Genomic DNA, 25,842 nt, shown 5'->3' with positions numbered 1-25,842 from the left:
AGTCCTCTCCCACGCCGCCGTACGGCGAAGGGCCCCGGACACCGTCGTGGTGTCCGGGGCCCTTCGCGCGGTACGGGCGGGGCGGGGCCGCCGGCGCTACCGGCCGCCGGTCAGGCCGGCGATGAGGCCGCCGCCCTGGTCACCGCCGCCCTGGTCGCCGCCCCCGCCGCCCGGGGTGGTGAGGAGGTTCACCGCGGAGCCCTTCTCCACCGGCTGCCCGGCCGGGGGCTGGGCGACGGCCACCTTCGCGTCGTCGTCCTTCGGCCCCTGGATCGCGCCGACCGTCAGGCCTGCCTCCTGGATCTTCGCCTTGGCCTCGCCGAGCGTCATCCCCTGGACGGTCGGGACCTGGACCTGCTCGGGCTGGGCCGGGCCCTTGGAGACCTCCAGGACGATCTGCACGTCCAGGGCCTGCTCACTCGGGCCCTCCGGGGACTGGCCGACGACCTCACCGGCAGGCTTGTCCGAGTCGACGTCGGTCCGTGAGACGTTGGTGAAACCCAGCTGGCTGAGCTGGTCCAGAGCCGCCTCGTACGAACGGGTGCGCACGTTGGGCATCGGCTCCGTCTCCTGCTCGGCGACCGTGATGGTGATCTTGGCCCCGTCCTCGGCCTTCTCGCCCCCCTTGGGGTCCTGCTTGATCACTGAGCCCACGTCCTTCTCGGACTCGGCCGTGGTGACGTTGACCGTGAAGCCCTTCTCCTCCAGGACCTGACGCGCGCCCTCCTCGGACTTCTCCAGGACGTTGGGGACCTCGATCTTCGGCGCGCCCGCGGAGACGACGACCCGGACGGTGCCGTCCTTGTCCATCATCGCGTCGGCCGCCGGGTCCTGGGTGCAGATCTCGCCCTTCTGCTGCTCCTCGCAGGGCTCCTCGCCGTCGACGGCCAGGGTGACGCCGGCGTTGTCCGCGAGTCTCTGTGCCTGGTCGACCGTGGAGCCCACCAGCTGGGGCGCCGTGATCTGACCGTCGTCGCCGGTGGAGGAGAGGAAGGTACGGCCGATCAGGATCGCGCCCACGAGCACCAGGACGCCCGCGACGACCAGCAGGATCGTCGAGGTGTTGCTCTTCTTCTGCTGGCGCCGCCGGCCCGAGCGGTCATCGTAGCCGTAGCCGCCGTCGTCCGGGTTGACCGGGGGCAGCATGGAGGTCGGGGCGTTGTTCTGGTCGGCCGCGCGCAGGGGGGAGGTGGGCTGGTCGCCGGGGTAGCCGTCGTAACCCCCGTACCCCGCCGCGCCCATCGCCGCGGTGGCCGCGACCGGACGGCCGTCGAGGCAGGCCTCGATGTCGGCCCGCATCTCGTCGGCGGACTGGTAGCGGTAGTCCGGGTCCTTGGTCAGCGCCTTGAGGACGATCGCGTCCATCTCCGGCGTGATCTCGGGGTCGAAGTTGCTCGGCGGCTGCGGCTCCTCCCGCACGTGCTGGTAGGCAACCGCGACCGGTGAGTCCCCGACGAACGGCGGCCGCACCGCGAGCAGCTCGTACAGGAGGCAGCCGGTGGAGTACAGGTCGGAGCGGGCGTCGACCTGCTCGCCCTTGGCCTGTTCCGGTGAGAGGTACTGGGCGGTGCCGATGACCGCGGCGGTCTGCGTCATCGTCATCCCGGAGTCGCCCATGGCGCGGGCGATGCCGAAGTCCATGACCTTGACCTGGCCGGTGCGCGTCAGCATGACGTTGGCGGGCTTGATGTCGCGGTGGACGATCTGGGCGCGGTGCGAGTACTCCAGGGCCTGGAGGATGCCGACCGTCATCTCCAGCGTGCGCTCGGGAAGCAGCCTGCGGCCGGAGTGCAGCAGCTCTCGCAGCGTCGACCCGTCGACGTACTCCATCACGATGTACGGGATGGACACGCTGTCGACGTAGTCCTCGCCGGTGTCGTACACGGCGACGATCGCTGGGTGGTTGAGCGAGGCGGCCGACTGGGCCTCACGGCGGAACCGGGCCTGGAAGGACGGGTCCCGGGCCAGGTCGGCCCGGAGCGTCTTCACCGCTACGGTGCGGCCGAGCCGGGTGTCGTGCGCGAGGTATACCTCGGCCATGCCACCACGGCCGAGCACCGAGCCCAGCTCGTACCGGCCGCCGAGGCGACGCGGCTCTTCCATAACTGTTCCAGCCCTCTCCGTCAGTCCCGACCGCACCCGTGTGTGGTCCGCGGCGGTGCGCTGTTCGCGCATACGCTACCGGGCACGCGTGACGTGATCAGCCCGTACCCGTCAGCCGATATCCGACCGGTATCCGATGCCGGACGGCGGATGGCCGCTCTGACGGTGGCGCGTCTCACTTCTTGCTGTCGATGACCGCCTTCATCACGTCGCGCGCGATCGGGGCGGCCAGCCCGCCACCGGAGATGTCGTCCCGGTTGGCGTCGCCGTCCTCGACCACGACGGCGACGGCGACCGGGGAGCCGCTGTCGGTCTTCGCGTACGAGATGAACCAGGCGTACGGCTTCTCGCTGTTGTTCAGGCCGTGCTGGGCGGTACCGGTCTTGCCGCCCACTGTGACGCCGGGGATGCGGGCGTTGGTTCCCGTGCCGTCGTTGACGACGGTCTCCATCATCTGCTGGACCTTCTGGGCGTTCTCCCCGGAGAGCGCGCGGCCGATCTCCTCGGGCTCATGGGTGTAGACGGGGTCCAGGTTGGGCGCCTGGCGCTCGGCGACCATGTACGGCTGCATCAGCTTGCCGTCGTTGGCGACGGCGGAGGCGACCATGGCCATCTGGAGCGGGGTCGCCCGGTTCGACGCCTGCCCGATGCCGGCCATCGCGTTCTGCGGCCGGTTGTCCTCCGGGTAGACGCTCGCGTCGGCGCGGACGGGCGTGAAGACTTCCTCGTTGTAGCCGAACTTCTCCGCCTGCTCGATCATCTTCTCGTTGCCGAGGTCGTCGCTCACCTTCCCGAAGACGGTGTTGCACGACACCCGCAGGGCCACGCGCAGCGACGCGTTCTCGCAGGGGAGGTCGCCCTCGTTCTTCAGCTGGACGTCGGTGTTCGGCAGCGTCCAGGGGAGCGGCGAGTCCGTCTTGGCGTCGATGTCGTCGTAGAGCCCGTTCTCCAGGGCGGCCGCGGCGGTGACGACCTTGAAGGTGGAGCCGGGCGGATAGGTCTCGCGCAGTGCCCGGTTGAGCATCGGCTTGTCCTCGTCCTTGAGGAGCCGCTGGCGCGCCTCGGAGTCCTCGTCGGAGTTGCCCGCGAAGACCGAGGGGTCGTACGAGGGGGTGCTCGCCAGCGCCAGGATGGCCCCGCTCTGCGGGTCGAGGGCGACGACGGCGCCCTTCTTCTCGCCGAGCCCCTTGAAGGCGGCCTTCTGGGCGGCCCCGTTGAGGGTGGTGACGACGTTGCCGCCGCGCTTCTCGTCCCCGGTGAACATCGACAGGGTGCGGTCGAAGAACAGCTGGTCGTCGTTGCCGGTGAGGATGCCGTCCTCCAGCTTCTCCAGCTGCGAGGAGTCGAAGGCCTGCGAGGAGTAGCCGGTCACGGGGGCCCACAGGGGCCCGTTCTTCCAGACCCGCTTGTACCTGAAGTCGCTGCCGTCGGTCTCGACGGACCCGGTGACCGCCTTGCCGTCCACGATGATGTCGCCCCGCTCGTGGGCGTACCGCTCGATGCGCAGGCGGCGGTTCTCGTCGCGGGAGGTGAGCTCGTCGGCGCGGACGTACTGAATCCAGTTGTCCCTGATCAGCAGGGAGAGCATCAAGATGCCGCAGAAGATCGCGACGCGGCGCAGGGGCTTGTTCACGGCCGGACCACCTGCGTCATCTCGGCGTCCGTGGACGGGGCGGGGGCGGGGGCGGGGCGGCGCGCGGTGTCGCTGATGCGGATCAGGATGCCGATCAGGGCCCAGTTGGCGATGACGGAGGAACCGCCGGCGGCGAGGAACGGCATCGTCATGCCGGTGAGCGGGATGAGGCCCATGACGCCGCCGGCGACCACGAAGACCTGGATCGCGAACGCGCCGGAGAGGCCGACGGCGAGCAGCTTGCCGAACGGGTCGCGGGCGGCCAGAGCGGTGCGCACCCCGCGCTCGACGATCAGCCCGTACAGGAGGAGGAAGGCCATGACCCCGGCGAGCCCGAGCTCCTCGCCCACGGTGGCCAGGATGAAGTCGGTGTTCGCGGCGAACAGGATGAGGTCGGAGTGGCCCTGGCCGAGTCCGGTCCCGAGCGTGCCGCCGGAGCCGAAGGACATCAGCACCTGGGCCATCTGCTCACTGGCCTGGTGGGTGCCCCAGCCGCCGAAGGGGTCGAGCCAGGCGGTGACGCGGTCCTGCACGTGCGGCTCGAAGGAGGCCACGCCGACCGCGCCCACGGCCGACATCGTCAGACCGAAGACGATCCAGCTGGTGCGCTCGGTCGCCACGTAGAGCATGACGACGAACATCCCGAAGAACAGGAGGGAGGTGCCGAGGTCGGTCTCGAAGACGAGGATCAGGATCGACACCGCCCAGATGGCGAGGATCGGGCCGAGGTCGCGCCCGCGGGGCAGGTACATGCCCATGAAGCGGCGGCTGGCCAGGGCCAGGGCGTCGCGCTTCACCATCAGATAGCCGGAGAAGAAGATCGCGATGATGATCTTCGCGAACTCTCCGGGCTGGATGGACCCGATGCCGGGGATGGTGATCCAGATCTTCGCGCCGAACTGGGCCGGGAAGAACATCGGCAGGATCAGCAGGACGAGCGCCACCACCATGGAGATGTAGGTGTAGCGCTGGAGGATGCGGTGGTCCTTGAGCAGGAGCAGGACCCCGATGAACAGGGCCACGCCCAGCGCCGAGAACAGGAGCTGCTTGGAGGCGGCGGGCGCGAAGCTGGGGAGCCGGGCCAGCCGTTCCGACTGGTCGAGGCGCCAGATGAGGGCCAGGCCCAGCCCGTTCAGCAGGGTCGCCAGGGGCAGCATCAGCGGGTCGGCGTAACGGGCGTAGCGCCGGACGACGAGGTGCGCGACCCCGCCGAGCAGGGCGAGTCCCGCCCCGTAACCGAGCATGCCCGACGGCAGTTCGCCGTTGAGGGCGAGCCCCACGTTGGCGTAGGCGAACACCGAGATGGCGACGGCGAAGACGACGAGCGCCAGCTCGGTGTTGCGGCGGCTCGGTGCGTCGATCGCGCCGATGGTGGTGGTGTTGGTGACAACGCTCATGGTGCTGAAGGCCCCCTACGGCTTACTGCTTACCGCACTGCGGGACCAGCTTCTTCTCTTCCTCCGAGAGGCTGGGGCCGGGTGTGGGAGCGGTGGTCGGCTTGGTCTCCGTGGCGGAGGACGTGGCGGAAGTCCTGGCGGCGGGGGCTCCGGCGGTGCCGCCGGCCTCGCCCTCGCCCGTGCGGGCCCGGTTCTCGGCGTCGGCCGCGCGGCGCTGCGCGTCCTTCTTGCAGGCGGACGCCTGGAGGGCCAGCTCTGCGACCTTCTCCCGGGCGTCGGCGATGCTGCCCTCCGCGATGGTCGCCTCGACCTGCTTGCGCTGGTACGGCGGAAGGTACTTGAGCTCGATCTCGGGGTGGTTCTTCTCGACCTCCGAGAGCGAGACCCAGGCGAGGTCCTGGCTGATGCCCCGGAAGAGTGCGACGTTCTCGCCCTGCGTGCCGACGTAGTACTGGGTCTGCGTCCAGCGGTAGCCGCCGTACAGGCCCCCGCCGATCACGGCCAGCGCGAGCACCGCGTACAGGGAGCGCTTCAGCCAGGTGCGGCCGCCGCCCCGCTTGACGAAGTCGTCGTCGGTGTACGTGTCGTAGGAGCCGTCGGGCATGGCGCCGTAACCGGTGTCGCCGCTGCCGGGAGGCCCGAAGCCGCCGGCGGGCGGGGGGACGGGGCGGCCGAGACCGGCCGCGCGGCCGGCGGGCGTCTGCATGGCCCCGCCGTCGCCCAGCTGGGCCTGGTTCTCCGCGACCGCGCCGACGACGACCGGGGTGTCGTTGAGCTGGGCCGCCAGGGTGTCGTTGCTGTCGACGTCCAGGACGTCGGCCACGATGCAGGTGATGTTGTCGGGGCCGCCGCCGCGCAGAGCGAGCTGGATCAGCTCCTGGATGGTCTCCTGCGGGCCCTGGTAGCTGGCAAGGGTCTCTTCCATCGTCTGGTGGGAGACGACGCCGGAGAGGCCGTCCGAGCAGATCAGATAGCGGTCGCCGGCGCGGACCTCGCGGATGGAGAGGTCCGGCTCGACGTGGTCCCCGCTGCCGAGCGCCCGCATCAGCAGGGAACGCTGGGGGTGGGTGGTGGCCTCTTCCTCGGTGATCCGGCCCTCGTCGACCAGCCGCTGCACCCAGGTGTGGTCCTGGGTGATCTGGGTCAGGACGCCGTCCCGCAGCAGATACGCGCGTGAGTCGCCGACGTGCACGAGGCCCAGGCGCTGACCGGTCCAGAGCAGGGCGGTGAGCGTGGTGCCCATGCCCTCCAGCTGGGGGTCCTCCTCGACCATGACGCGCAGCTGGTCGTTGGCCTGCTGGACCGAGGTGCCGAGCGAGGTCAGGAGGTCGGAGCCCGGTACGTCGTCGTCGAGCTGGACGAGCGTGGAGATCACCTCGGAGCTCGCGACCTCGCCGGCGGCCTGGCCGCCCATGCCGTCGGCGATGGCGAGGAGGCGGGGCCCGGCATAGCCGGAGTCCTCGTTGCCCTCCCGGATCATGCCCCTGTGCGATCCGGCGGCGAAGCGCAGCGACAGACTCATGCGCACCTCGCCCGTCGGCTCGGGGTACAGCCTGTCTCGAGCCACACTGCCCACCCTCCGGTCGGGAACCGGGCAGCGTCCGCCGACGGGTCCGCCGCGGCTCGCTCGCTCCGCTCGCTCATTGTCGTACTACTTCCGCAGCTCGATGACGGTCTTGCCGATACGGATCGGCGCGCCCAGCGGAACTGGTGTCGGGGTGGTGAGCCGGGTCCGGTCCAGATAGGTGCCGTTGGTGGACCCGAGATCCTCGACGATCCACTGGCCGTCACGGTCCGGGTAGATCCTGGCATGCCTGCTGGACGCGTAGTCGTCGTCCAGCACGATCGTTGACTCGTGGGCCCGGCCCAGCGTGATGGTCTGCCCCTGGAGGGCGACCGTGGTGCCCGCGAGGATGCCCTCGGAGACGACCAGCTTCGTGGGCGCCCCCCGGCGCTGCCGGCCGGACTGCTGGCGCTGCTGGGGCGGCGCCGCTGGTTGTTGTTGGCGGCCCTGCTGCGGGCGCGCGTCGGACGCGGTGCGGCGTGAGCCGCGCTGCGTGACGCGCGTTCCGAACAGGTCGCTGCGGATGACCTGGACGGCCACGATGACGAACAGCCACAGAACGGCCAGGAAACCTAGCCGCATGACCGTCAGGGTCAGCTCTGACATTGCCCCCGCTTCACCCTTCGGCTTGCCGGTAAACGATGGTGGTGCTGCCCACGACGATCCGCGAGCCGTCGCGGAGCGTAGCGCGGGTGGTGTGCTGCCCGTCCACCACGATGCCGTTGGTGGACCCGAGATCCTGGATCGTCGAGGGCGTTCCGGTCCGGATCTCACAGTGCCGGCGCGATACGCCGGGGTCGTCGATCCGCACGTCGGCGTCGGTGCTGCGTCCCAGCACCAGCGTCGCGCGGGAAATCTGATGGCGGGTGCCGTTGATCTCGATCCAGCGGCGCGTCCGGGCGTCCGGCCGAGGACCGGGCGTGGCCGGCGGTCGCCGGTCGCTCGTGGGGGCCGGGGGTCCTCCGGCGCCCGGCGGCGGGGCCGCGGGCATCGGCGGGAGGGCGCTCGGGGGGTAGCCGTAGCCCCCGGGGGCCTGCGGGGCGGCGGGCCGCCCGGCCGCGGGCTGTGGGGGCGGGCCCTGCTGGTCGGGCTGTGACGAACTCGATGCCAGGGTGCGGCTGCGGACCCGGTAGAGACCGGTGTCGAGGTCGTCGGCCTTCTCCAGGTGGACCTTGATCGGCCCCATGAAGGTGTAGCGCTGCTGCTTGGCGTAGTCGCGGACCAGGCCGGACAGCTCGTCGCCCAGCTGGCCGGAGTACGGGCTGAGCCGCTCGAAGTCCGGGATGCTGAGCTCGACGATGAAGTCATTGGGGACGACGGTGCGTTCGCGGTTCCAGATCGTCGCGTTGTTGTCGCACTCCCGCTGGAGGGCGCCCGCGATCTCGACCGGCTGTACCTCGGACTTGAAGACCTTGGCGAAGGTGCCGTTGACCAGCCCCTCGAGGCGCTGCTCGAAACGCTTCATGACCCCCATGGGGCACCTCCTCCGGTGTCATCGTCCCTGCACTGCTTGCTGATCGTATCCACGCGTCGGGAAATCGGCTGGTTCCCCTTGTCTGGCCTGTGGATGAGTGTCACCCCTCACACGGATCGTAGAGGTGGCCTCCTCACAGTGTCCCGCACTCGAGCCGCACTCTGGAGGAGTGGGGGCGGCGGCTCGGGGTTCCCGCTTCCCCTCCCGGGGCCGACGAAAACAACGGATGTGAATCCGCCCTCCGCAGCGTGCTAATCTTCCGTTTGTCGCCAGGCGCTCCCACCACACGGTGAGAGAGTCTGAAAGCACCACTCTTGCGCGAGTGGCGGAACGGCAGACGCGCTGGCTTCAGGTGCCAGTGTCCTTCGGGACGTGGGGGTTCAAATCCCCCCTCGCGCACAGCGGACAGTTGCTCGCAACTGTCAGGTTGGTTCGACAGAACCCCCGCTTCGGAGAGATCCGGAGCGGGGGTTCTTCGTCGTACGGTGCTCTGGTGCTCTGGCTGCGGTCGGTGCTCGGGTGCTGTCGGGGTGCTCCCGTGCTCTGTGCGGCCGGACTCCTGTACGCCGTCTGACTCCTGCGGCCCGTGGGCGCCCTGTGTGTTTCACGGACGGGCGGGGTACGGACGGGGGGTAGGTCAGGGGGCGAGCTCACAAGGACCTTTGCGGGCCCTTCGGTGGTCTGTCGTCGGACGGACTCCGGGGCCCGGGACGGTCATCGGCCGACCAAGATCCACCGGATGTGGGCGCGGTTTCCGGACAGACCGATGGTCGGCGCAGCGGCGCGCTTGCATACGCTGACGGCAGAGGTTGGATCGACGGCGGCTCGGCGGTGAAGGGCTGAGCGCGCACAGAACGTCCCGGAGGCAGGAAATGGCGAAGCAGGCGCGCGCGGTCCAGACGTGGCGGTCGATCGTGGATGCCGCGGCGACCGTTTTCGACGACTACGGCTACGAGCGTGCCGCCATCTCGGAGATCCTGCGCCGTGCCAAGGTCACCAAGGGGGCGCTGTACTTCCACTTCGCCTCCAAGGAAGCCATCGCGCAGGCGATCATGGACGAGCAGACCGCCACGGTCGAGTTCGAGCAGGAGGGGTCGCCGCTCCAGTCCCTGGTGGACGGCGGCCAGCAGTTCGCCTTCGCGCTGCGTCACAACGCGATGGCCCGCGCGGGCACGAGGCTGTCCATCGAGGGAGTCTTCCTCGGCGGCCCGCACCCGTGGGGCGACTGGATCGACGCGACGGCACGGATGCTGGAGCTGGGCCAGGAGCGCGGCGAGGTGTTCCCCCAGATCGACCCCATGGTGTCGGCCAAAATCATCGTCGCTTCGTTCACCGGTATCCAGCTGGTCTCGGAGGCCGATTCCGGGCGGGCCGACCTGCGCGAGCAGGTGGCGGAGATGTGGCGTCACATCCTTCCGTCGATCGCTCATCCCGGTGTCATCGCGCACATCAAGCCGGAGGGCCGGGTCGACCTGGCCGCCCAGGCACGCGAGAAGGCCGAGCGCGAGGAGCAGGAGGCCAGGAACGCCGCCGCCGCGAAGGAGGACGCCGCTTCCGCTTCCGGGACGGCGACGGGCCTCCGTCCGGGCGGTACGGGGCATCGGGGCGGCGACGCCGGCCGTGGTGGGCGGGCGGGGAGTGCCGCCGACGAGGCCGAGGATGAGCCTGCGGGTTCGTCGGTCGTGGTCGGCAGGGCCGGCTGACCCGCGCCATGAGCGTGCGGTGTTTCACGTGAAACACCCGATTCATCGAGATGGCCTGCTTGCCCGTTCTCCTGGGAGAACGTCGCCAGAAGGTGCTTCTCTCGCTCTTCTGGCGACTCCGTGCACAGTAATTCTGGACAAATTCCGAGCCTCCGCGAGAGGGTGCCCGGACCTTGCGGGAGCCGCCTCGGCCGACCGGCCTCCTGCTGCGGACCGGGCCTCGGTCTGACGTCGCGTACGGGCCGCGGTGTCACGCCGGGGTCTCTCGGGCCCTGTCGTCCTGTCCGGCCTCGGCGCACGCCTGCGCCGAGGCCCGGCCGTCACCGGACGCCGTCTGTCGAGCCGGACGCCGCCTGTCGAGCCTGACGTCGCCGGTCGAGGAAGTGCTCTGCTCTCGGCGGGTGGCCTGGGTGTGTGCCCGTCGGGGAGCCCGGGACGAGGCTCAGCGGCTGTCCGAGGCGCCGGAGCCGTTGTAGCGCAGCAGGTAGTCGGCGAAGCGGGCGAGGTCCTGCCCGGTCCAGTCGGCCAACCGCTCCCGGTACGCCGCCCTGCGGCTCTCCTGGGTGGAGGCCAGTGCGCGCGTGCCTGCCTCGGTGGGGTGCAGCACCTGAATGCGGTGGTCGGCCGGGTCCGGGTGGCGCTCGATCAGTCCGAGCTTCTCCAGGGTCGCTACCTGACGGCTGACCGTTGACTTGTCCAGCATGTAGTGCGACGCCAGGTCGGTGGCCCGGCAGCCGTGCCGGTCGTCGATGTGCGCCAACAGCGTGTACGAGACCAGCGGCAGCTCCGGGTGCATCCGCGCGGCGGCCGCCCGCGCCCGGCGCGCGAACGCGGTCAGCTCGCGCTGGATGACCTCAAGCGCTTCCTCGCGCTCGCCTCCGCCTGGGGTTTCTGTCACGGTTCCACCCTTCTCGCGTTCAAGTTGTATAGTACAACGAGTCATTAGTTGTAAAAGCCAACGATAGGAGATCGTTCGGATGTCCGCAGGCTCCCGTACCGCCTCCGCCGCCCCGGCCGGGGCGTTGCGCCACGTGCTGGGTCACCTCCTCACCCCCTTGCTGATGTGCCTCGGCATGGGGCTCGCCTACCTGGGGGCCTTCCACGCCCCGCAGCCGCACGACCTGCGGGTGGACGTGGTCGGCTCAGGACCGAGTGCCCAGGTGCTGGCCCAGACGCTCCAGGACCGGGGGGACGGGGCGCTGAACGTCCGCACGGTGGGGGACCGCGACACGGCCGTCGACCACCTGCGGACGCAGGAGAGCTACGGCGCCTACCTGCCGGGCGAGAGCCCCGAACTGGTGGTCGCCACCGCGTCGTCGGACACCAGCGCCACCGTCGTCGAGAAGGTCTTCACCGAGGTGGCTGCCGAGAAAGGCGCTCCACTGAAGGTGACGGACGTGGCACCGACCGCGGACGGTGACCCGACCGGGCAGGGCATCTTCTTCCTCCTGGTCGCCATCAGCATCGGCTCGTACGCCTCGGTGGCCGTGATCGGCGGTGCGGGCGGTGTGCTGCCGTTGCGGGTCAGGGCCGCGCTGGTGGCCGGAGCATCGCTCGTGGTGAGCCTGATCGGTGCGGCGTTCGCCGGGCCGGTGTTCGGACTGGTCGACCGGGGGCTGGCCGGCCTGTGGGCGATGGCCTGGCTCTACTCCGCGGGCATCCTGCTGATCGGGGTCGGGTTGCACACCTTTCTCAAGCGGTGGACGACGCTCGGGGTGATGGTCCTGTTCGTCATGCTCAACTTCACCAGCTCCGGCGGCATCTTCCGGCCGGAGCTGCAGCCCGGGTTCTTCGGCTCGCTGCACGCCTTCTGGAACGGTGCGGGCTTCATCGAGGGAGTGCGCAGTCACGTCTACTTCGGCGGGCACGCGCTCGGCGGTCATGTGCTCGTCCTGGCGCTCTGGTTCGTCGCCGGGCTGGCGGTGCTGGGACTCGCCGGCCTGACCGAGGCCCGCGGACGGGCGGCGGCGTCGGCCGCCGGGGCGACGCGGGGAGCGGCGGCCGGGGGACAGCCCGCGAAGGCAGAGCCGGCGAAGACGGGGGCGGAGAAGACGGGGGCGGAGAAGGCGGGGGCGGCGAAGGCGTGGGCGGCGAGGGGGAAGGCCGCCCACGCGAAGGACGCCCACGACAGGAAGGAGCTGGAGGAGGAGTTGGAGGAGGCGGTGGGCGTCTGACCCGGGCGGGCTTGGCCTGGGCTTACCGGGCTTGGTTGTGCCGGGCCTGGGCGTACCGGACCTGAGCGGGCCTGTGCCTGGGCGGCACGGCCTGGGCGGGCCCGCAGATGTCCACAGGACCGGGTGGGCAGGGAGGAAACGGCCGCGGCGGTACCGTCGTGCTCGGTCGCTGGTGGACACAGGGCCGCTGACCGGGCGGGAAAGCCGGGCAGCCGACGAGCGGTACGAAGATGGGGGAGGCGACGCTCCATGAGCGGAACCGAGGGGACGACGCCGGAGCAGCGCACTGCGGGGGCCGGTGGTCCGCGCATTCCGGTCGTGCCCGGGTTCGCCCGGCGCGGGGCGTCGAGTGCGCAGAAGGCGGCGGGAAAGGCGCTGCGTGAGCGGGTGCCGCGTGCCTCGCACGCCTCGCTGGTCCTGCCGCAGGGGCGGCCGGACGCGGTGCGGGCGGTCGAGGAGTCGAACCGGGGCCGGGTGCCCGCCCTGACGCCGATACGGGTGGGGCGGATGGCGGACACCCCGTTCGCTTTCCTGCGGGGCGCTGCGGGTCTGATGGCCCACGACCTGACGGGCAGCCCGGTCACCGGCGTTGGCGCCCAGCTCTGCGGCGACGCCCATGCCGCCAACTTCGGCCTCTACGGGGACGCCCGAGGGAGCCTGGTCATCGACCTGAACGACTTCGACGAGACTGCCTTCGGCCCCTGGGAGTGGGACCTCAAGCGGCTCGCCACCTCCCTGGTGCTCGCGGGCCGGGCCGCTGGGGCCGACGAGGACACCTGCCGCCGGGGGGCCTACGACGCGGTCGGCGCGTACCGCCGCACGCTGAGGCTCCTCGCCAGGCTGCCCGCGCTCGACGCCTGGAACGCCATCGCGGACGAGGAACTGGTCTCGCACGCCGACGCGCGCGATCTGGCCGGGACCCTGGAGCGGGTCTCGGAGAAGGCCCGTAACAACACCAGTGCCCGGTTCGCGGCCAAGTGCACGGAGGACTGCCCCGACGGCGGCCGGCGTTTCGTCGACTCCCCGCCCGTGCTGAGCCGGGTGCCGGACGCGGAGGCGGCGGCCGTGGCAGCAGGGCTCGGCGGCTATCTCTCGACGGTCTCCGAGGACCGGGTGCCGCTGCTGGCCCGGTACGCGATCCACGACGTGGCCTTCCGCGTGGTCGGCACCGGCAGCGTGGGGACCCGCTCCTACGTGGTGCTGCTGCTCGACCACCGCGGTGAGCCGCTGATACTCCAGGTGAAGGAGGCGCGTCCTTCGGTACTCGCGCCCCACCTGCCGGCGGTCGGCTTCGGTGCGCCGCAGGCAGCCCACGAAGGCCGCCGGGTGGTGCTCGGACAGAAGCGGATGCAGGTGGTCAGCGACATCCTGCTCGGTTGGGCGGACGTCGAGGGCCGGCCTTTCCAGGTCCGGCAGTTCAGGAACCGCAAGGGCAGCGTGGACCCCGCCGCGCTCGCCGCCGACCAGGTGGACGACTACGGGCGCATGACCGGCGCGCTGCTCGCGCGGGCGCACGCGCACAGCGCCGACCCGCGTCTGCTGGCCGGTTACTGCGGCAAGAACGACGAGCTGGACGAGGCCGTGGCCGCCTTCGCGGTGACGTACGCCGACCGGACGGAGGCGGACCACGCCGATCTGGTGCGAGCCATCAAGACGGGCCGCACAGCCGCAGAGTTCGGTGTGTGACGACTCCCGGACGCGGTGGGCCGCCTCGACGGCCCACCGCGTGTGCCGTACAGCGCGGGCATGGCCATACGCTGGACGGGTGACCGACGAAGCCGCCGGGGTGCCGACCACCCGGAACGATGATGACCGGCAGGACAACGACCGGCCGGAAGAGCCCCGGCCCACGCCGGAGGCACAGAGGGCGCCGGGCGCTTCGAGCGCTCCGGACCCTGCGGACGGCACCGGTGCGGCCGCCTACGGCGCCGCCGGAGCGCCCGTCCCGCCGCAGGCCGACGAGGGACCGGTCGACGAGGGGCCGGTCGACGAGGGGCACGGTTTCGATGGGCGGGGCGCCGAGCCGCGGCCCGAGGCCCGGTTGGCCCGGGCGGTGCAGGTGGCTGAGCAGGCGTTGATCGAGTTCGAGATCGCGGTGGAGACGTTCCGGGTCGAGGTGGAGAACTTCTCCCGGCTGCACCACCAGAAGCTCGGCCCGATGTACGCCCGCCTCGACGAGCTGGACGCTCTGATCGCCGAGGCGCGGGCCGCCCGCACCGGTGATCCGGAGGACCAGCGCAAGGCCCAGGAGGCGCGGGCGATCGTCATGCCGATGCCCGGCGTCGACGAGCTGTTCCACGACTGGATGGACACCGACGGTCTGTCCCCCGAGGCCGCGGCCATGCTCACGGAGCAGCCGGTCCGGCCGCCCAAGCGGGTCAGGCCGAGCGAGGAGGCCCGCAAGCTCTACCGGGACCTGGCACGCAAGGCCCACCCGGATCTCGCCCAGGACGAGCAGGAACGGGCGCGCCGGGACGAGTTCATCACCCGGGTGAACGCGGCCTACGGTCGCGGTGACGTCGAGCTGCTCAAGGAGCTCGTGGCGGAGTGGGCGGCAGGCCCGGTGCTGCCGCTGTCCCCGCTGAGCGAGAGCGAGGAGCTCTACGCCCGGCTGGAGTGGCTCAGCCGCCGCAAGGAGCTGCTGACCGTGCTCGCCAAGGAGCTGGAGGACAGCGCGATCGGCTCGATGCTCCGGATGGCCCCGGACGACCCGGACCAGCTGCTGGAGGATGTCGGGGAGCAGCTGCTGGGCGAGGTCTCGCGGCGTGAGGCCGAGCTGGCGGAGCTGGTGCAGTAGCGTTCCCGGTGACTCAGCCGCGTACGTCACGAGAGAAGGCCTGACCCATGAACTTCGCCCCGTTGCCCTCGGTGGACGCCGCGGAGGTGCCGTCGGACGGTTTCGTCCTGGACGTCCGCGAGAACGACGAGTGGGCGGCCGGTCACGTCGAGGGTGCGCTGCACATTCCGATGAGCGACTTCGTGGGCCGGTTCGGCGAGCTGACCGAGGCCGCAGGGGACGGCCGTCGCGTCCATGTGATGTGCCGGGTCGGCGGCCGGTCCGCCCAGGTCACGCAGTATCTCGTCCAGCAGGGCATCGACGCGGTGAACGTCGACGGCGGCATGCAGGCGTGGGACGGCGCCGGGCGTCCGATGGTCGCGGACAACGGGGCGCCGGCCTTCGTGCTCTGAACCCCGCAGCCTCCCCCGGCCTCCGGCCGGCGGTGACCTGTCGTCGCGGGCTGCGGGGCCGCGCCAGGGCGTGATGCCTGCGCGTGGGCCGGGCGCGTCCGCGGCCCACGCGCACCGGGACCCAGGAGCCTCCGCTTCAGGAGCGTTGCCAGTCACCCGAGCTTTGGTGGGCGGCGGGCCCGCGGGCCAGGGTGCGGCCCCCGTCCTGGCCGCCCGTGGGGAGAGGCCGGCTTCTTCGAGTCCAGCCTCTCCGGGGCCGGCCTTTGCGGACCAGCCCTTGCGGGACCGGCCTCCTCGGGAGAGGACAGACCCTGAGGGAACGAGACAGTGCGGAGGCGCTGGGGCGGGCGGGCGTCAGCGGTCGAAGTCCAACTCCACCTCCGGGGTGAGCGGATGCGACTGGCAGGCCAGGACGAAACCGGCTTCGGTCTCCTCCGGTTCCAGCGCGAAGTTGCGGTCCATCCGCACCTCGCCCGAGACCAGGAACGCCCGGCAGGTTCCGCACACTCCGCCCTTGCAGGCGTACGGGGCGTCCGCGCGACCCCGCAGCACCGTCTCCAACAGGGATTCGGAGTCCTTCACGGGCCAATTGCCCGAGCGGCCGTGGAGGGTCGCCGTCAGTGTGGCGTCTGCCGGAGCGGCGACCGGCACCACCGTGGCGTCGACGGGGCCGTCGTCGACGTGGAAGATTTCCTGATGGACCCGGGTGCGGTCGACGCCGAGCGCCCGCAGCGCCTTCTCCGCCCCCCGTACGAGGCCGAGCGGACCGCAGAGGAACCAGCCGTCCACCTCGGGCACCGGGAGCATGGCGGGCAGCAGGGCGGTGAGCCGTTCGGTGTCCAGCCGGCCGGAGGGCAGACCGGCCGACTGCTCCTCCCGGGACAGTGCGGTGACCAGCTGAAAGCGCTCCGGGTAACGGTCCTTGAGGTCGGCCACCTCATCGAGGAACATCGTCGACGCCGCTGTGCGGTCGCTGCGGACCAGACAGAACCGGGCCGCCGGCTCCCGGCCGAGCAGCGTCGCCGCCATCGACAGCACCGGTGTGATGCCGCTCCCTCCGACCACCGCCGCGAACAGGCCGGGGCGCGGCTTCAGCACGAAGCGGCCCCTTGGGGGCATAGCCTCCACATGGTCTCCGACGGCCAGCTCCTTCAGGGCGTAGGTGGAGAACGCTCCGCCCTCGACCATGCGGATGCCCACCCGCAGCACCGGATCGCCCGGCGGCTCGGTGGCCGGCGCACAGATCGAGTAGGAGCGGCGGACCTCCTCGCCGTCCACGCGGTAGCGCACGTTCAGGTGCTGGCCGGGCGTATGGCGGAAGGTCTCGCGCAGCTCGGTCGGCACGTCGAGGGTCACGGCCACCGCGTCGTCGGTGATCCGTTCGATCGCGCTGACCCGGAGCGGATGGAACATTCACAACTCCTTGAAGTGGTCGAACGGTTCACGGCAGGTGACGCAGCGGCGCAGGGCCTTGCAGGCCGTGGAGGAGAACCGGCTGAGCAACTCCGTGTCCGTCGAGCCGCAGTGCGGGCAGCGCACCGAGAGGGCCAGCGGCACGGGGCCGCCGCCGGGGGCCCCGCCGGCGGGCCCCTGGGCGCGCGGCGGCGCGATGCCGAACGCGGCGAGCTTGCGACGCCCTTCGGCGCTGATGTCATCCGTCGACCAGGCCGGCGCGAGGACGGTGACCACGGAGACCTCCGGCACGCCGTGGTCGTGCAGCAGTTGCTCGATGTCGGCCGCCATGGTCTCGATCGCCGGGCAGCCGGTGTAGGTCGGGGTGAGCCGCACGGTCACCCGGCCGGGCCCGTCCACCCGCACGTCCCGCAGGACGCCGAGCTCCGCCAGGGTCAGCACCGGAAGCTCGGGGTCCGGCACGGAGCCGGCGAGATCGCGCAGCTCCTCCTCCAGCCGGGTGTCGGTCACCATGACGCCCCCGGGTGGCTCCGGTGCAGATGCTGCATTTCGGCGAGCATGCGGCCGAACGGCTCGGTGTGCAGACCCTGGCGCCCCGCACCGGCCGCCCAGCCCCCGGACTGCGGTCCTGTCGGCAGTGCCAGCGTCGCCCGCTCGACGACATCGGTGACGGCGCTGAGCCAGCTGCTCCGCAGTTCGTCGTAGTCGATGTCGGGGCTGGGCGTGTGCCCGTGGGCGGGCGGGGCCCCGGGGACGGAGGCGGGCCCGGAGGCGGCGGCGCCGAGGCCTTCGAGGGGCTGGAACATCTCTCCGGTGAACCGCCACAGCGCGTCCAGGGCGCGTTGCGTCCGGCCGTGGCTCTCTTCCGTTCCGTCGCCGAGCCTCAGGACCCACTGCTCGGCGTGGTCGCGGTGGTAGGCCACTTCCTTCACGGCCTTGGCCGCGAGGCCGGCGAACTCCCCGTCCCCGGCCGCCAGGCGCTCGTACAACAGATGCTGATACACCGAGAAGTAGAGCTGCCGGGCGATGGTGTGGGCGAAGTCCCCGTTCGGCTGCTCGACGAGCTGGAGGTTGCGGAAGGCCCGTTCCTCGCGGAGGTAGGCGAGCTCGTCCTCGTCCCCCGCGAGCGAGAGCAGCACCCTGGCCTGGCCCAGCAGGTCCAGCGCGATGTTGGCGAGCGCCACCTCCTCCTCCAGGACGGGGGCGTGTCCGGCCCATTCCCCCAACCGGTGCGAGAGGATCAGCGCGTCGTCGCCGAGAGCGATCGCGGCGCTCACAGGTGCTTCACCCCTTCGGGGATGTCGTAGAACGTCGGGTGCCGGTAGGGCTTGTCCCCGGCCGGCTCGAAGAAGGAGTCCTTCTCGTCGGGGGAGGACGCGGTGATCTCGGTGGAGGGCGCCACCCAGATCGACACGCCTTCCGAGCGGCGGGTGTAGAGGTCACGGGCGTTGCGCAGGGCCATCTGGGCGTCGGGCGCGTGCAGACTGCCCGCATGGGTGTGGGACAGCCCGCGCCGCGAGCGCACGAACACCTCCCACAGAGGCCAGTCGGTCGAGCTGCTCATGCCGTCTCCTCCACCTGTGATGCGGGCTGTGCGGACGCGTTCGCCGGTGCCGGTGTCGGCGTCTGGGCGGGTGCGGGTGTTGCGGGAGTCGCGGCCGGGGCGTGCTTGGCCGCGTATGCCGCGGCCGCCTCACGGACCCAGGCGCCCTCCTCGTGGGCGGTGCGCCGCTGGGTGATCCGCTGTTCGTTGCAGGGGCCGTTGCCCTTGAGGACCTCGTGGAACTCCGCCCAGTCGATCGCCCCGAAGTCGTGCTGGCCGCGCTCCTCGTTCCACCGGATGTCGGGGTCGGGGAGGGCGAGGCCCAAGGCCTCGGCCTGCGGTACGCATATGTCCACGAAGCGCTGGCGCAGTTCGTCGTTGGAGTGCCGCTTGATCTTCCAGGCCATGGACTGCTCGGAGTGGGCCGACGCGTCGTCCGGGGGGCCGAACATCATCAGGGACGGCCACCACCAGCGGTTCACCGCGTCCTGGGCCATGGCGTGCTGGGCCTCGGTGCCGCGGCTGAGGGCGAGCAGCAGCTCGTACCCCTGGCGCTGGTGGAAGGACTCCTCCTTGCAGATGCGCACCATCGCGCGGGCGTAGGGGCCGTAGGAGCAGCGGCAGAGCGGCACCTGGTTGGTGATCGCGGCGCCGTCCACCAGCCAGCCGATCGCTCCGACGTCGGCCCAGGTCAGCGTGGGGTAATTGAAGATCGAGGAATAGCGCTGGCGGCCGGCGTGGAGCTTGTCCAGCAGCTCCTCCCGGCTGGTGCCCAGCGTCTCGGCGGCGCTGTAGAGGTACAGCCCGTGGCCGGCCTCGTCCTGCACCTTGGCCATCAGGATCGCCTTGCGCCGGAGCGAGGGCGCCCGGGTGATCCAGTTGGCCTCCGGCTGCATGCCGATGATCTCCGAGTGGGCGTGCTGGGCCATCTGGCGGACCAGCGAGGCCCGATAGGCGTCCGGCATCCAGTCGCGCGGCTCGATCCGCTCGTCGGCCGCCACGGCCGCGTCGAAGGCCGCGACGCGCTCCGCCACGGCCGTCTCCCCCCCGTCCGCTGTGCCAGATGTGCTCTGCGTCTTCTGGTCCGCAGTCACTGCCGCCATCCCGGGCTCCCTACCGACCGATCGTTCGGTTCCTTGGCTTCAATGGTGAGTCGGAGGCCCGTAGGGTGTCAACCCTGTGGATAACTGAGCGGTGATCGACGGTGAGCGGGGCGGGATGGAATCGGATCACGACGGGGGCTCTGCGGAGAGGAAGAGGGGCGCCTGGCCGTCGGCGGCGCCGCGAGGGGCGGCCGGGCGCCCGGCGCCCGCACCCGTACCGCCGACAGCGCCCGCAGACGCGACGGAGCCCCCGGTCCCGACCACCGGCATAGCCGGGCTCTCCTTCCCGTATCAGGTGGTCGCGGCGCTGGCTCTGTCCCTCATCGGGCTCCTCGCCTGTGCTCAGGTGGCCATGGTGTTTCTGCACGTGGCCCCGTCCAACACGGTGACCGAGCAGCACGGGAAGACGATCGACGACTGGATCTACCCGGAGTTCGAGCAGAACTGGAAGCTCTTCGCTCCCAACCCGCTCCAGCAGAACATCGCCGTCCATGTGCGGGCCGACGTGGTGGGGGCAGAGGGGCGCCGCACCACGGGCTGGATGAGTCTCACCCACGAGGACCGCGAGGGCATACGCGGCAACCTCCTGCCCAGTCACATCCATCAGAACGAGCTCCGCCGCGGCTGGGACTTCTACGTCAACTCACACGACGACCGGAACCGTTCCAACGGCCTGCGGGGCGAACTCTCCGAGCGCTATGTCCGGCGCATCGCCATGCTGCGGCTGAGTGAACGCGACTACGGCGGCACGATCGAGCGCATCCAGCTCCGCTCCGCCACCAGCTCCGTCGCCCCGCCCCCCTGGAGCGACGAGAAGATCAGCACCGAGCCTGTCTACCGCGTGCTCCCCTGGTGGATCGTGACCCGGGAGGACTTGCCGGCGGAGGCAGCAGAGGCAGCGGGAGCGAACGTGGAGGAGGCGCGAGGCCGGGGCACGGAACGGAGCCCGGCCGCGGCGCAGGGTGGGGAGGCGCAAAGGTGACCGTCCCCCCGCCCGCCGCCCCGCCGCCCCCCGGCCCCTCCCGGCCGGCCGGCCTGGGCCCCGTCGCTTCCCGCCCTTCCGGTTCACGCCCCGGCGGCCCCGCCGACGGCCTGGCACGAGCCCTTCAGCGCGTCACCGCCACGGCCCTCGGCCCGTACCAGAGCGCCGTCGTCCGGATCGGTTTCGCCGCTGCCTATCTGTTCTTCCTGCTGCGCGAGCTGCCGCACCGGCATGAGCTGTACGGGCCGGACAGCCCGTGGCACTGGGACCTCGCCCGTCGGCTCACGGACAGCAACGACGCCTTCTCCGTGCTCATGTGGACCGACAGCGTGCTCTGGTTCGAGGCCGTGTACGTCCTCACCCTGCTGTCCGCCGCGGCGCTGCTAGTCGGGTGGCGCACCCGGACCGTGTCCGTCCTCTTCATGGTCGGCGTGCTCTCCGTGCAGAACCGCAGCATCTTCATGGGGGACGGGGGCGACAACGTCGTCCACCTCATGGCGATCTACCTGGTGCTGACGCGCTGTGCCCAGGTCTGGTCGCTGGACGCCAGGCGCGCGGCGCGGAACGCGAAGCGCGCGACGGAGGGGCTGGGGCCCGCGCGGGACGTCGTGGGCGCGGTGTTCTGGGCGGTGCTCGGGCCCGTTCTGCTGATCGCCACGCTGATGGACGGGCTCGGTGGCACCTGGTGGCTCCCCGCGCTGCTGTGGACGGTGTGGCTCTCCGCCGCCGCCTGGTGGGCGGTGAACCGTTACGCGCCGCTCGGCCAGTCCCGCATCCTGCTCGACGTGCTGGCCAACCTCGGGCACAACGCCACGTTGGCCGTGATCATGGCCGAGGTCTGCCTGATCTACGCGACCGCGGGCTGGTACAAGATCCAGGGATCGCGCTGGCAGGACGGCACCGCGCTCTACTACCCGCTGAAGCTCGACTACTTCACCCCCTGGCCCGCCCTGTCGGACATCCTGGCCGCCAGCGGGCTGATGGTGATGGTGCTGACGTACGGCACGGTCATCATCCAGGTCGCCTTCCCGTTCACGCTGTTCAACCGGCGGGTCAAGAACGTCCTGCTGTGCGCGATGATCTGCGAGCACGCGGGGATCGCCCTGCTCCTCGGACTGCCCTTCTTCTCCATGGCGATGATCGCGGCCGACGCCGTTTTCCTGCCGACCGCCTTTCTCGTGTGGCTGGGCGGCCGGGCGGCGCTCGGACGGCGGCGGCTGGTCTCCCGACTGCCCGGACGAGCCCGGGCGCCCCTCGCGGCCGGCACCGCGGCCGGCACCGGGGACGGGCCGCCGGGCACGCCGGAGACCCGGCCGGCGGAGGACGGCCACGACGGTACGGGGGAGCCCAGGACTCGCGGTGACGGCGGGGGCCATACGCTCGTCGGGTGAGCAGCGAGACCGGCACCACCCCAGAGCCCCCGGCCGTGCCCGCGGACCCCGCCGAGGCGACCTCGCCCGTGGGGCCCGCCCGGCCGAGGCGCCTCCCGCCCGAGGCCCGCCCGGAGGGCGCCCCTTCGACGGACGGCCTCTTGCCCGACACTGTCCTGCCGGAGGGCTCTCCTGCGGAGCCGCTTCAGTACGACGACGGATACGGGCAGCAGATCGGCGTCGGGCCGCACCCGCTGCCCTGGCCCGAGGGCGAGCGCTACGACCCGGAGCTGTTGGCCCAGGGCGACCGGCGCAACGTCTCCGACGCCTACCGTTACTGGACGCGCGAGGCGATCGTGGCCGATCTCGACCTGCGGCGGCACGACTTCCACGTGGCGGTGGAGAACTGGGGCCACGACTTCAACATCGGCTCGGTGGTGCGGACCGCCAACGCCTTCCTGGCGAAGGAGATCCACATCGTGGGCCGACGGCGCTGGAACCGGCGCGGTGCCATGGTCACGGACCGCTATCAGCACGTGCGCCACCACCCCGACACGGCGGACCTGACCGCGTGGGCGGCGGCCGAGGCGCTGCCGATCATCGGGATCGACAACCTTCCGGGAGCCGTGCCGCTGGAGCGCACCGTGCTGCCCCGCCGGTGCGTGCTGCTCTTCGGCCAGGAGGGGCCCGGCCTGACCGAGGAAGCACGCGAGCACGCCACGATGGTGTGCTCGATCGCTCAGTTCGGCTCGACGCGGTCCATCAACGCCGGCGCCGCCGCGGCGATCGCGATGCACGCGTGGGTGCAGCGCTACGCGGACGTCCCGGACCCCCGCGACGCTCCGGGGCGAGGGGCCGGGGACGCCTCCTAGGAGGTGTCCGCAGGACCGGCGGGGCCCCCGGGCGGGAGCCCCTCAGGCCTGGCGACGCACCTCCACCACGCGGAAGCGATTGGCGACGAAGGCCGCGTCGCACAGCGCCGCGTTCGCGGCGGGATTGCCGCCCGAGCCGTGGAAGTCGGAGAAGGCCGCCGTCTGGTTGACGTAGACGCCTCCGGTCAGGTTCAGCGAGAGCTGGGCCGACTCGTCCAGGCAGACGTCTTCGACCGCGCGCTCCACCTCGGGGGACGTGGTGTACGCGCCGACCGTCATCGCCCCCTTGTCGCGGATCGTGCGCCGGAGCAGCTCCAGGGCGGCGGACGTCGACTCGACGGCGACCGCGAAGGACACCGGTCCGAAGCACTCCGAGAGACAGGCCGCGCCGTCGTCGGTCCTGGTGCCGTCGAGCTTGACGACGACCGGCGTACGGACGACCGCGTCGGGGAACTCGGCGTTCGCCACCGCGCGTGAGGCGAGTGCCACCTCGCCCAGCTCTCCCGCCGCTTCGACGCGTGCCCGGACATCCGGGTTGACCAGGGCGCCGAGCAGCGCGGCCGCGCGGGCGTCGTCTCCGAGCAGACCGTTGACAGCGGCCGCGAGGTCGGAGACCACGTCGTCGTAGGACTTGGCGCCGTCGTCCGTGGCGATGCCGTCCCGGGGGATCAGGAGGTTCTGCGGAGTGGTGCACATCTGGCCGCTGTACAACGAGAGGGAGAACGCCAGGTTGGCGAGCATGCCCCGGTAGTCGTCGGTGGAGTCGACGACGATCGTGTTGACGCCGGCCTTCTCCGTGTAGACCTGGGCCTGGCGGGCGTTGCTCTCCAGCCAGTCGCCGAAGGCGGTGGAGCCGGTGTAGTCGATGATCCGGATCTCGGGGCGGACCGCCAGGGTCTTGGCGATGCCCTCGCCGGGCCGCTCGGCGGCCAGCGCGACCAGATTCGGGTCGAAGCCCGCCTCGCCCAGCACGTCGCGGGCGATGCCGACCGTCAGCGCCAGCGGCAGCACGGCGCGCGGGTGCGGCTTGACCAGCACCGGGTTCCCGGTGGCGAGCGAGGCGAAGAGGCCGGGATAGCCGTTCCACGTGGGGAACGTGTTGCACCCGATCAGCAGCGAGACGCCCCGCCCGGACGGGACGAACGACTTGTGCAGCTTCAGCGGATCGCGCTTGCCCTGCGGCTTGGACCAGTCAGCGGTCTCCGGTGTGCGGGTCTGTTCCTGGTAGGCGTACGCCACGGCCTCCAGGCCGCGGTCCTGAGCGTGCGGCCCGCCTGCCTGGAAAGCCATCATGAAGGCCTGGCCGCTGGTGTGCATCACGGCGTGGGCCAGCTCGTGGGTGCGGGCGCTGATCCGCGCGAGGATCTCCAGGCAGACCAGGGCCCGGATCTCGGGGCCGGCCGCCCGCCAGGCGCCCGTACCGGCCTTCATCGCCGCAAGCAGCACGTCCGGGTCGGCGTGCGGATACTCGACGCCGAGCTGTGGCCCGTACGGCGAGGTCTCGCCGCCGACCCAGCCGTCGGTGCCGGGCTGCCCGAGATCGAGCCGGGTGTTGAGCAGGGCGTCGAACGCGGCCTTGCCCTCGGCCGCCCCGAGACTGCCCGGAGCGCCGCCCTCGCCGTAGGCCTTCGGGTGCTCGGGGTGCGGCGACCAGTAGGCGCGGGTACTGATCGTGTCGAGGGCCTGGTCGAGCGTGGGTCGGTGGGTCTCGGACAGCTGCTGGGGGGTGAGCGCGGCGGCCATGGCGGACCAACTCCTCATCGAGCCGGGCGGGGAGGTACGGACGGAGTTAGAGTAACCGAACGATCGGTCGGGACAAGGGGCCCCAGGGAACCTGTGGACAACCCATGGGGGAGGATCGCGGACATGACCACGGCCAAGCGGGACACGTACACCCCGGAGACTCTGCTGAGCGTTGCCGTTCGTGTCTTCAACGAGCGCGGCTACGACGGCACGTCCATGGAGCATCTCTCCCGTGCCGCGGGCATCTCGAAATCCTCGATCTACCACCATGTGACCGGCAAGGAGGAGCTGCTGCGGCGGGCCGTCAGCCGGGCGCTCGACGGGCTCTTCGAGATCCTCGACGAGCCGGGGGCCGCGCGCGGGCGCGCGATCGAGCGGGTCGAGTACGTCACGCGCCGCACGGTCCAGGTGCTGATGGCCGAAGTCCCCTACGTCACGCTGCTGCTGCGGGTGCGCGGCAACACGAAGACCGAGCGCTGGGCGCTGGAGCGCCGTCGTGAGTTCGACCAGCGGGTGTCGGAGCTGTTGCAGGCCGCGGTGGCCGACGGCGATCTCCGGGCGGATGTGGACATACGCCTGGCGACCCGGCTGCTGTTCGGCATGGTGAACTCGCTGGTCGAGTGGTACCGGCCGCAGCCGGACGGCTTCCCGGACGAGGACCAGCTCGCTGACACGGTCGTCCAGCTGGCCTTCGAGGGGATGCGGGCCAACGGTCGCTGAGCGGGCTTCCCGGGTCCCGCTCGGTCCGTCGTTCGTCCGTCCCGGCCCGGTCGGGACCGCTCCGGGCGGGCCCCGCACGGTTCGCGCCGCCTCGGCTCAACTCGGCTCTGTGCCGTTCGGCTCCGTCGGCGGGGCGGGGCGCGGGTCGAGATCCGTCTCCTCGAACACGAGCAGGGTGCGGGTCGACAGCACTTCGGGCATCGCCTGGATACGGGTGAGGACCAGCTCGCGCAGGGCCCGGTTGTCCAGGGTGTGCACCAGCAGCAGCACGTCGAAGTCGCCGCTGACCAGAGCGATGTGCGTGGCCCCGGGAAGCGCCTGAAGCTGTTCGCGGACGGTGCGCCAGGAGTTCTGCACGATCTTGAGCGTGATGTACGCGGACGCGCCCTGGCCCGCCCGCTCATGGTCGACCCTGGCGCCGAAGCCGCGGATGACCCCGTCGTCGATGAGGCGGTTGATGCGGGCGTAGGCGTTGGCGCGCGAGACGTGGACCCGTTCTGCCACCGACCGTACCGAGGCCCGGCCGTCCGTCTGCAGGATGCGCAGGATGTCGCGGTCGATGGCGTCCAGCGGCCGTGCGGGCGGCGCCGGGGGCGGCGCCGAGGGCGCGAGCGGAGTCGGCGCCGGGGGCGTGGGAGTGGCGGAAGCCGACGGCGGCGTGGGCGCCGCTGCCGACGGAACTGCGGGCGTGACCGGGCCGGGGCCCTCGCCCCTGTCGGCCATTTGTTCAGCTGCCATCGGCCCGTGCCTCCCGTCGTGGACGACTTGCCTCTATCCCAGGCTGTGGAGAACCGTTTGTCCACAGGCTGACGGCGCCTGTAGCCAAAATGCGCTCGCGACCGAACAATCGGTAGGTGAG

The 25,842-nt window shown here is 71.3% G+C and carries 23 protein-coding genes and 1 tRNA gene; 10 read left to right on the top strand and 14 right to left on the bottom strand.

What is annotated here, in order from left to right:
• Positions 1-96: 96 nt before the first annotated feature.
• The 6 genes from pknB to V9U70_RS24350 all read right to left on the bottom strand — a co-directional run bounded on the left by pknB (position 97) and on the right by V9U70_RS24350 (position 8,171).
• Positions 97-2,103: a Stk1 family PASTA domain-containing Ser/Thr kinase gene (gene pknB / locus V9U70_RS24375; protein WP_336678549.1), complete on the bottom strand. Its 2,007-nt coding sequence runs from the start codon at positions 2,101-2,103 to the stop codon at positions 97-99.
• Positions 2,104-2,278: 175 nt separating this feature from the next.
• Positions 2,279-3,736, bottom strand: a complete 1,458-nt coding sequence (locus V9U70_RS24370; protein WP_336678547.1) for a peptidoglycan D,D-transpeptidase FtsI family protein — start codon at positions 3,734-3,736, stop codon at positions 2,279-2,281.
• The gene (locus V9U70_RS24365; RefSeq protein ID WP_336678545.1) at positions 3,733-5,133 is read right to left on the bottom strand and encodes an FtsW/RodA/SpoVE family cell cycle protein; all 1,401 of its coding nucleotides are present in this window, start codon (positions 5,131-5,133) and stop codon (positions 3,733-3,735) included. The genes V9U70_RS24370 and V9U70_RS24365 overlap by 4 nt, the downstream gene beginning before the upstream one ends.
• A 22-nt stretch (positions 5,134-5,155) precedes the next feature.
• Positions 5,156-6,655: a PP2C family protein-serine/threonine phosphatase gene (locus V9U70_RS24360; RefSeq protein WP_336678801.1), complete on the bottom strand. Its 1,500-nt coding sequence runs from the start codon at positions 6,653-6,655 to the stop codon at positions 5,156-5,158.
• A gap of 129 nt (positions 6,656-6,784) precedes the next feature.
• On the bottom strand, positions 6,785-7,303 hold the full coding sequence (locus tag V9U70_RS24355) for an FHA domain-containing protein FhaB/FipA (RefSeq protein WP_336678543.1): 519 nt from the start codon (positions 7,301-7,303) through the stop codon (positions 6,785-6,787).
• 10 nt (positions 7,304-7,313) lie between these two features.
• A complete protein-coding gene (locus V9U70_RS24350; RefSeq protein ID WP_336678541.1) occupies positions 7,314-8,171 on the bottom strand; it encodes a DUF3662 and FHA domain-containing protein in 858 nt (285 codons plus the stop codon).
• 316 nt (positions 8,172-8,487) lie between these two features.
• On the opposite strand from V9U70_RS24350, the gene V9U70_RS24345 reads away from it, so the two are divergent.
• Both V9U70_RS24345 and V9U70_RS24340 read left to right on the top strand, forming a co-directional pair.
• A tRNA-Leu gene (locus V9U70_RS24345) sits at positions 8,488-8,570 on the top strand.
• A 473-nt stretch (positions 8,571-9,043) separates the two neighbouring features.
• Complete coding sequence (locus V9U70_RS24340; protein ID WP_336678539.1) at positions 9,044-9,874, top strand: ScbR family autoregulator-binding transcription factor; 831 nt, start codon at positions 9,044-9,046, stop codon at positions 9,872-9,874.
• Between the two features lie 442 nt (positions 9,875-10,316).
• On the opposite strand, the gene V9U70_RS24335 is transcribed toward V9U70_RS24340, so the two are convergent.
• The gene (locus tag V9U70_RS24335) at positions 10,317-10,772 is read right to left on the bottom strand and encodes a MarR family winged helix-turn-helix transcriptional regulator (RefSeq protein ID WP_336678537.1); all 456 of its coding nucleotides are present in this window, start codon (positions 10,770-10,772) and stop codon (positions 10,317-10,319) included.
• A 79-nt stretch (positions 10,773-10,851) separates the two neighbouring features.
• Between V9U70_RS24335 and V9U70_RS24330 the strand changes: the two genes are divergently transcribed.
• The 4 genes from V9U70_RS24330 (at position 10,852) to V9U70_RS24315 (ending at position 15,237) form a co-directional block, all read left to right on the top strand.
• Entirely contained in the window at positions 10,852-12,048 is a 1,197-nt protein-coding gene (locus V9U70_RS24330; RefSeq protein WP_336678536.1) for a hypothetical protein, read from the top strand.
• A 249-nt stretch (positions 12,049-12,297) separates the two neighbouring features.
• On the top strand, positions 12,298-13,734 hold the full coding sequence (locus tag V9U70_RS24325) for a DUF2252 domain-containing protein (protein WP_419724021.1): 1,437 nt from the start codon (positions 12,298-12,300) through the stop codon (positions 13,732-13,734).
• A gap of 79 nt (positions 13,735-13,813) precedes the next feature.
• Positions 13,814-14,845, top strand: coding sequence for a J domain-containing protein (locus tag V9U70_RS24320; RefSeq protein ID WP_336678535.1), 1,032 nt, complete (start codon positions 13,814-13,816; stop codon positions 14,843-14,845).
• A 47-nt stretch (positions 14,846-14,892) separates the two neighbouring features.
• Complete coding sequence (locus tag V9U70_RS24315) at positions 14,893-15,237, top strand: rhodanese-like domain-containing protein (RefSeq protein WP_336678533.1); 345 nt, start codon at positions 14,893-14,895, stop codon at positions 15,235-15,237.
• A gap of 354 nt (positions 15,238-15,591) precedes the next feature.
• Here V9U70_RS24315 and V9U70_RS24310 read toward each other — a convergent pair whose 3' ends face one another.
• From V9U70_RS24310 to paaA, 5 genes are read right to left on the bottom strand one after another with little or no spacing between them, the layout of a single operon-like run.
• On the bottom strand, positions 15,592-16,650 hold the full coding sequence (locus V9U70_RS24310; RefSeq protein WP_336678531.1) for a 2Fe-2S iron-sulfur cluster-binding protein: 1,059 nt from the start codon (positions 16,648-16,650) through the stop codon (positions 15,592-15,594).
• A complete protein-coding gene (gene paaD / locus V9U70_RS24305; protein ID WP_336678529.1) occupies positions 16,651-17,163 on the bottom strand; it encodes a 1,2-phenylacetyl-CoA epoxidase subunit PaaD in 513 nt (170 codons plus the stop codon).
• A complete protein-coding gene (gene paaC, locus V9U70_RS24300; protein WP_336678528.1) occupies positions 17,157-17,927 on the bottom strand; it encodes a 1,2-phenylacetyl-CoA epoxidase subunit PaaC in 771 nt (256 codons plus the stop codon). Before paaC ends, paaD begins: the two co-directional genes overlap by 7 nt.
• Positions 17,924-18,214 carry a 1,2-phenylacetyl-CoA epoxidase subunit PaaB gene (gene paaB, locus V9U70_RS24295; RefSeq protein WP_336678527.1) on the bottom strand — a complete coding sequence of 97 codons (291 nt, stop codon included), beginning with the start codon at positions 18,212-18,214 and terminating at the stop codon, positions 17,924-17,926. Before paaB ends, paaC begins: the two co-directional genes overlap by 4 nt.
• Positions 18,211-19,296 carry a 1,2-phenylacetyl-CoA epoxidase subunit PaaA gene (gene paaA / locus V9U70_RS24290; protein WP_336678526.1) on the bottom strand — a complete coding sequence of 362 codons (1,086 nt, stop codon included), beginning with the start codon at positions 19,294-19,296 and terminating at the stop codon, positions 18,211-18,213. The genes paaB and paaA overlap by 4 nt, the downstream gene beginning before the upstream one ends.
• Positions 19,297-19,411: 115 nt before the next feature.
• On the opposite strand from paaA, the gene V9U70_RS24285 reads away from it, so the two are divergent.
• From V9U70_RS24285 to V9U70_RS24275, 3 genes are all read left to right on the top strand, one after another.
• The gene (locus tag V9U70_RS24285; protein ID WP_336678524.1) at positions 19,412-20,278 is read left to right on the top strand and encodes a DUF5819 family protein; all 867 of its coding nucleotides are present in this window, start codon (positions 19,412-19,414) and stop codon (positions 20,276-20,278) included.
• A complete protein-coding gene (locus V9U70_RS24280) occupies positions 20,275-21,669 on the top strand; it encodes an HTTM domain-containing protein (RefSeq protein ID WP_419724020.1) in 1,395 nt (464 codons plus the stop codon). Before V9U70_RS24285 ends, V9U70_RS24280 begins: the two co-directional genes overlap by 4 nt.
• A gap of 140 nt (positions 21,670-21,809) precedes the next feature.
• Positions 21,810-22,520: a TrmH family RNA methyltransferase gene (locus V9U70_RS24275; RefSeq protein ID WP_336678796.1), complete on the top strand. Its 711-nt coding sequence runs from the start codon at positions 21,810-21,812 to the stop codon at positions 22,518-22,520.
• 42 nt (positions 22,521-22,562) lie between these two features.
• Here the strand turns inward: V9U70_RS24275 and paaN are convergent, their stop codons facing one another.
• Positions 22,563-24,263, bottom strand: coding sequence for a phenylacetic acid degradation protein PaaN (gene paaN, locus V9U70_RS24270; protein WP_336678523.1), 1,701 nt, complete (start codon positions 24,261-24,263; stop codon positions 22,563-22,565).
• 123 nt (positions 24,264-24,386) lie between these two features.
• Between paaN and V9U70_RS24265 the strand changes: the two genes are divergently transcribed.
• Entirely contained in the window at positions 24,387-24,983 is a 597-nt protein-coding gene (locus tag V9U70_RS24265; RefSeq protein WP_336678522.1) for a TetR/AcrR family transcriptional regulator, read from the top strand.
• Positions 24,984-25,079: 96 nt separating this feature from the next.
• Here V9U70_RS24265 and V9U70_RS24260 read toward each other — a convergent pair whose 3' ends face one another.
• Positions 25,080-25,706 carry an Lrp/AsnC family transcriptional regulator gene (locus V9U70_RS24260; protein ID WP_336678794.1) on the bottom strand — a complete coding sequence of 209 codons (627 nt, stop codon included), beginning with the start codon at positions 25,704-25,706 and terminating at the stop codon, positions 25,080-25,082.
• Positions 25,707-25,842: the final 136 nt, after the last annotated feature.

The sequence above is a fragment of the Streptomyces pratensis genome (assembly GCF_037137275.1).
Taxonomy (GTDB): domain Bacteria; phylum Actinomycetota; class Actinomycetes; order Streptomycetales; family Streptomycetaceae; genus Streptomyces; species Streptomyces pratensis_B.
The sequence above is the reverse complement of the archived record's forward strand: the minus strand, read 5'-3'. Positions and strand labels throughout refer to the sequence as shown.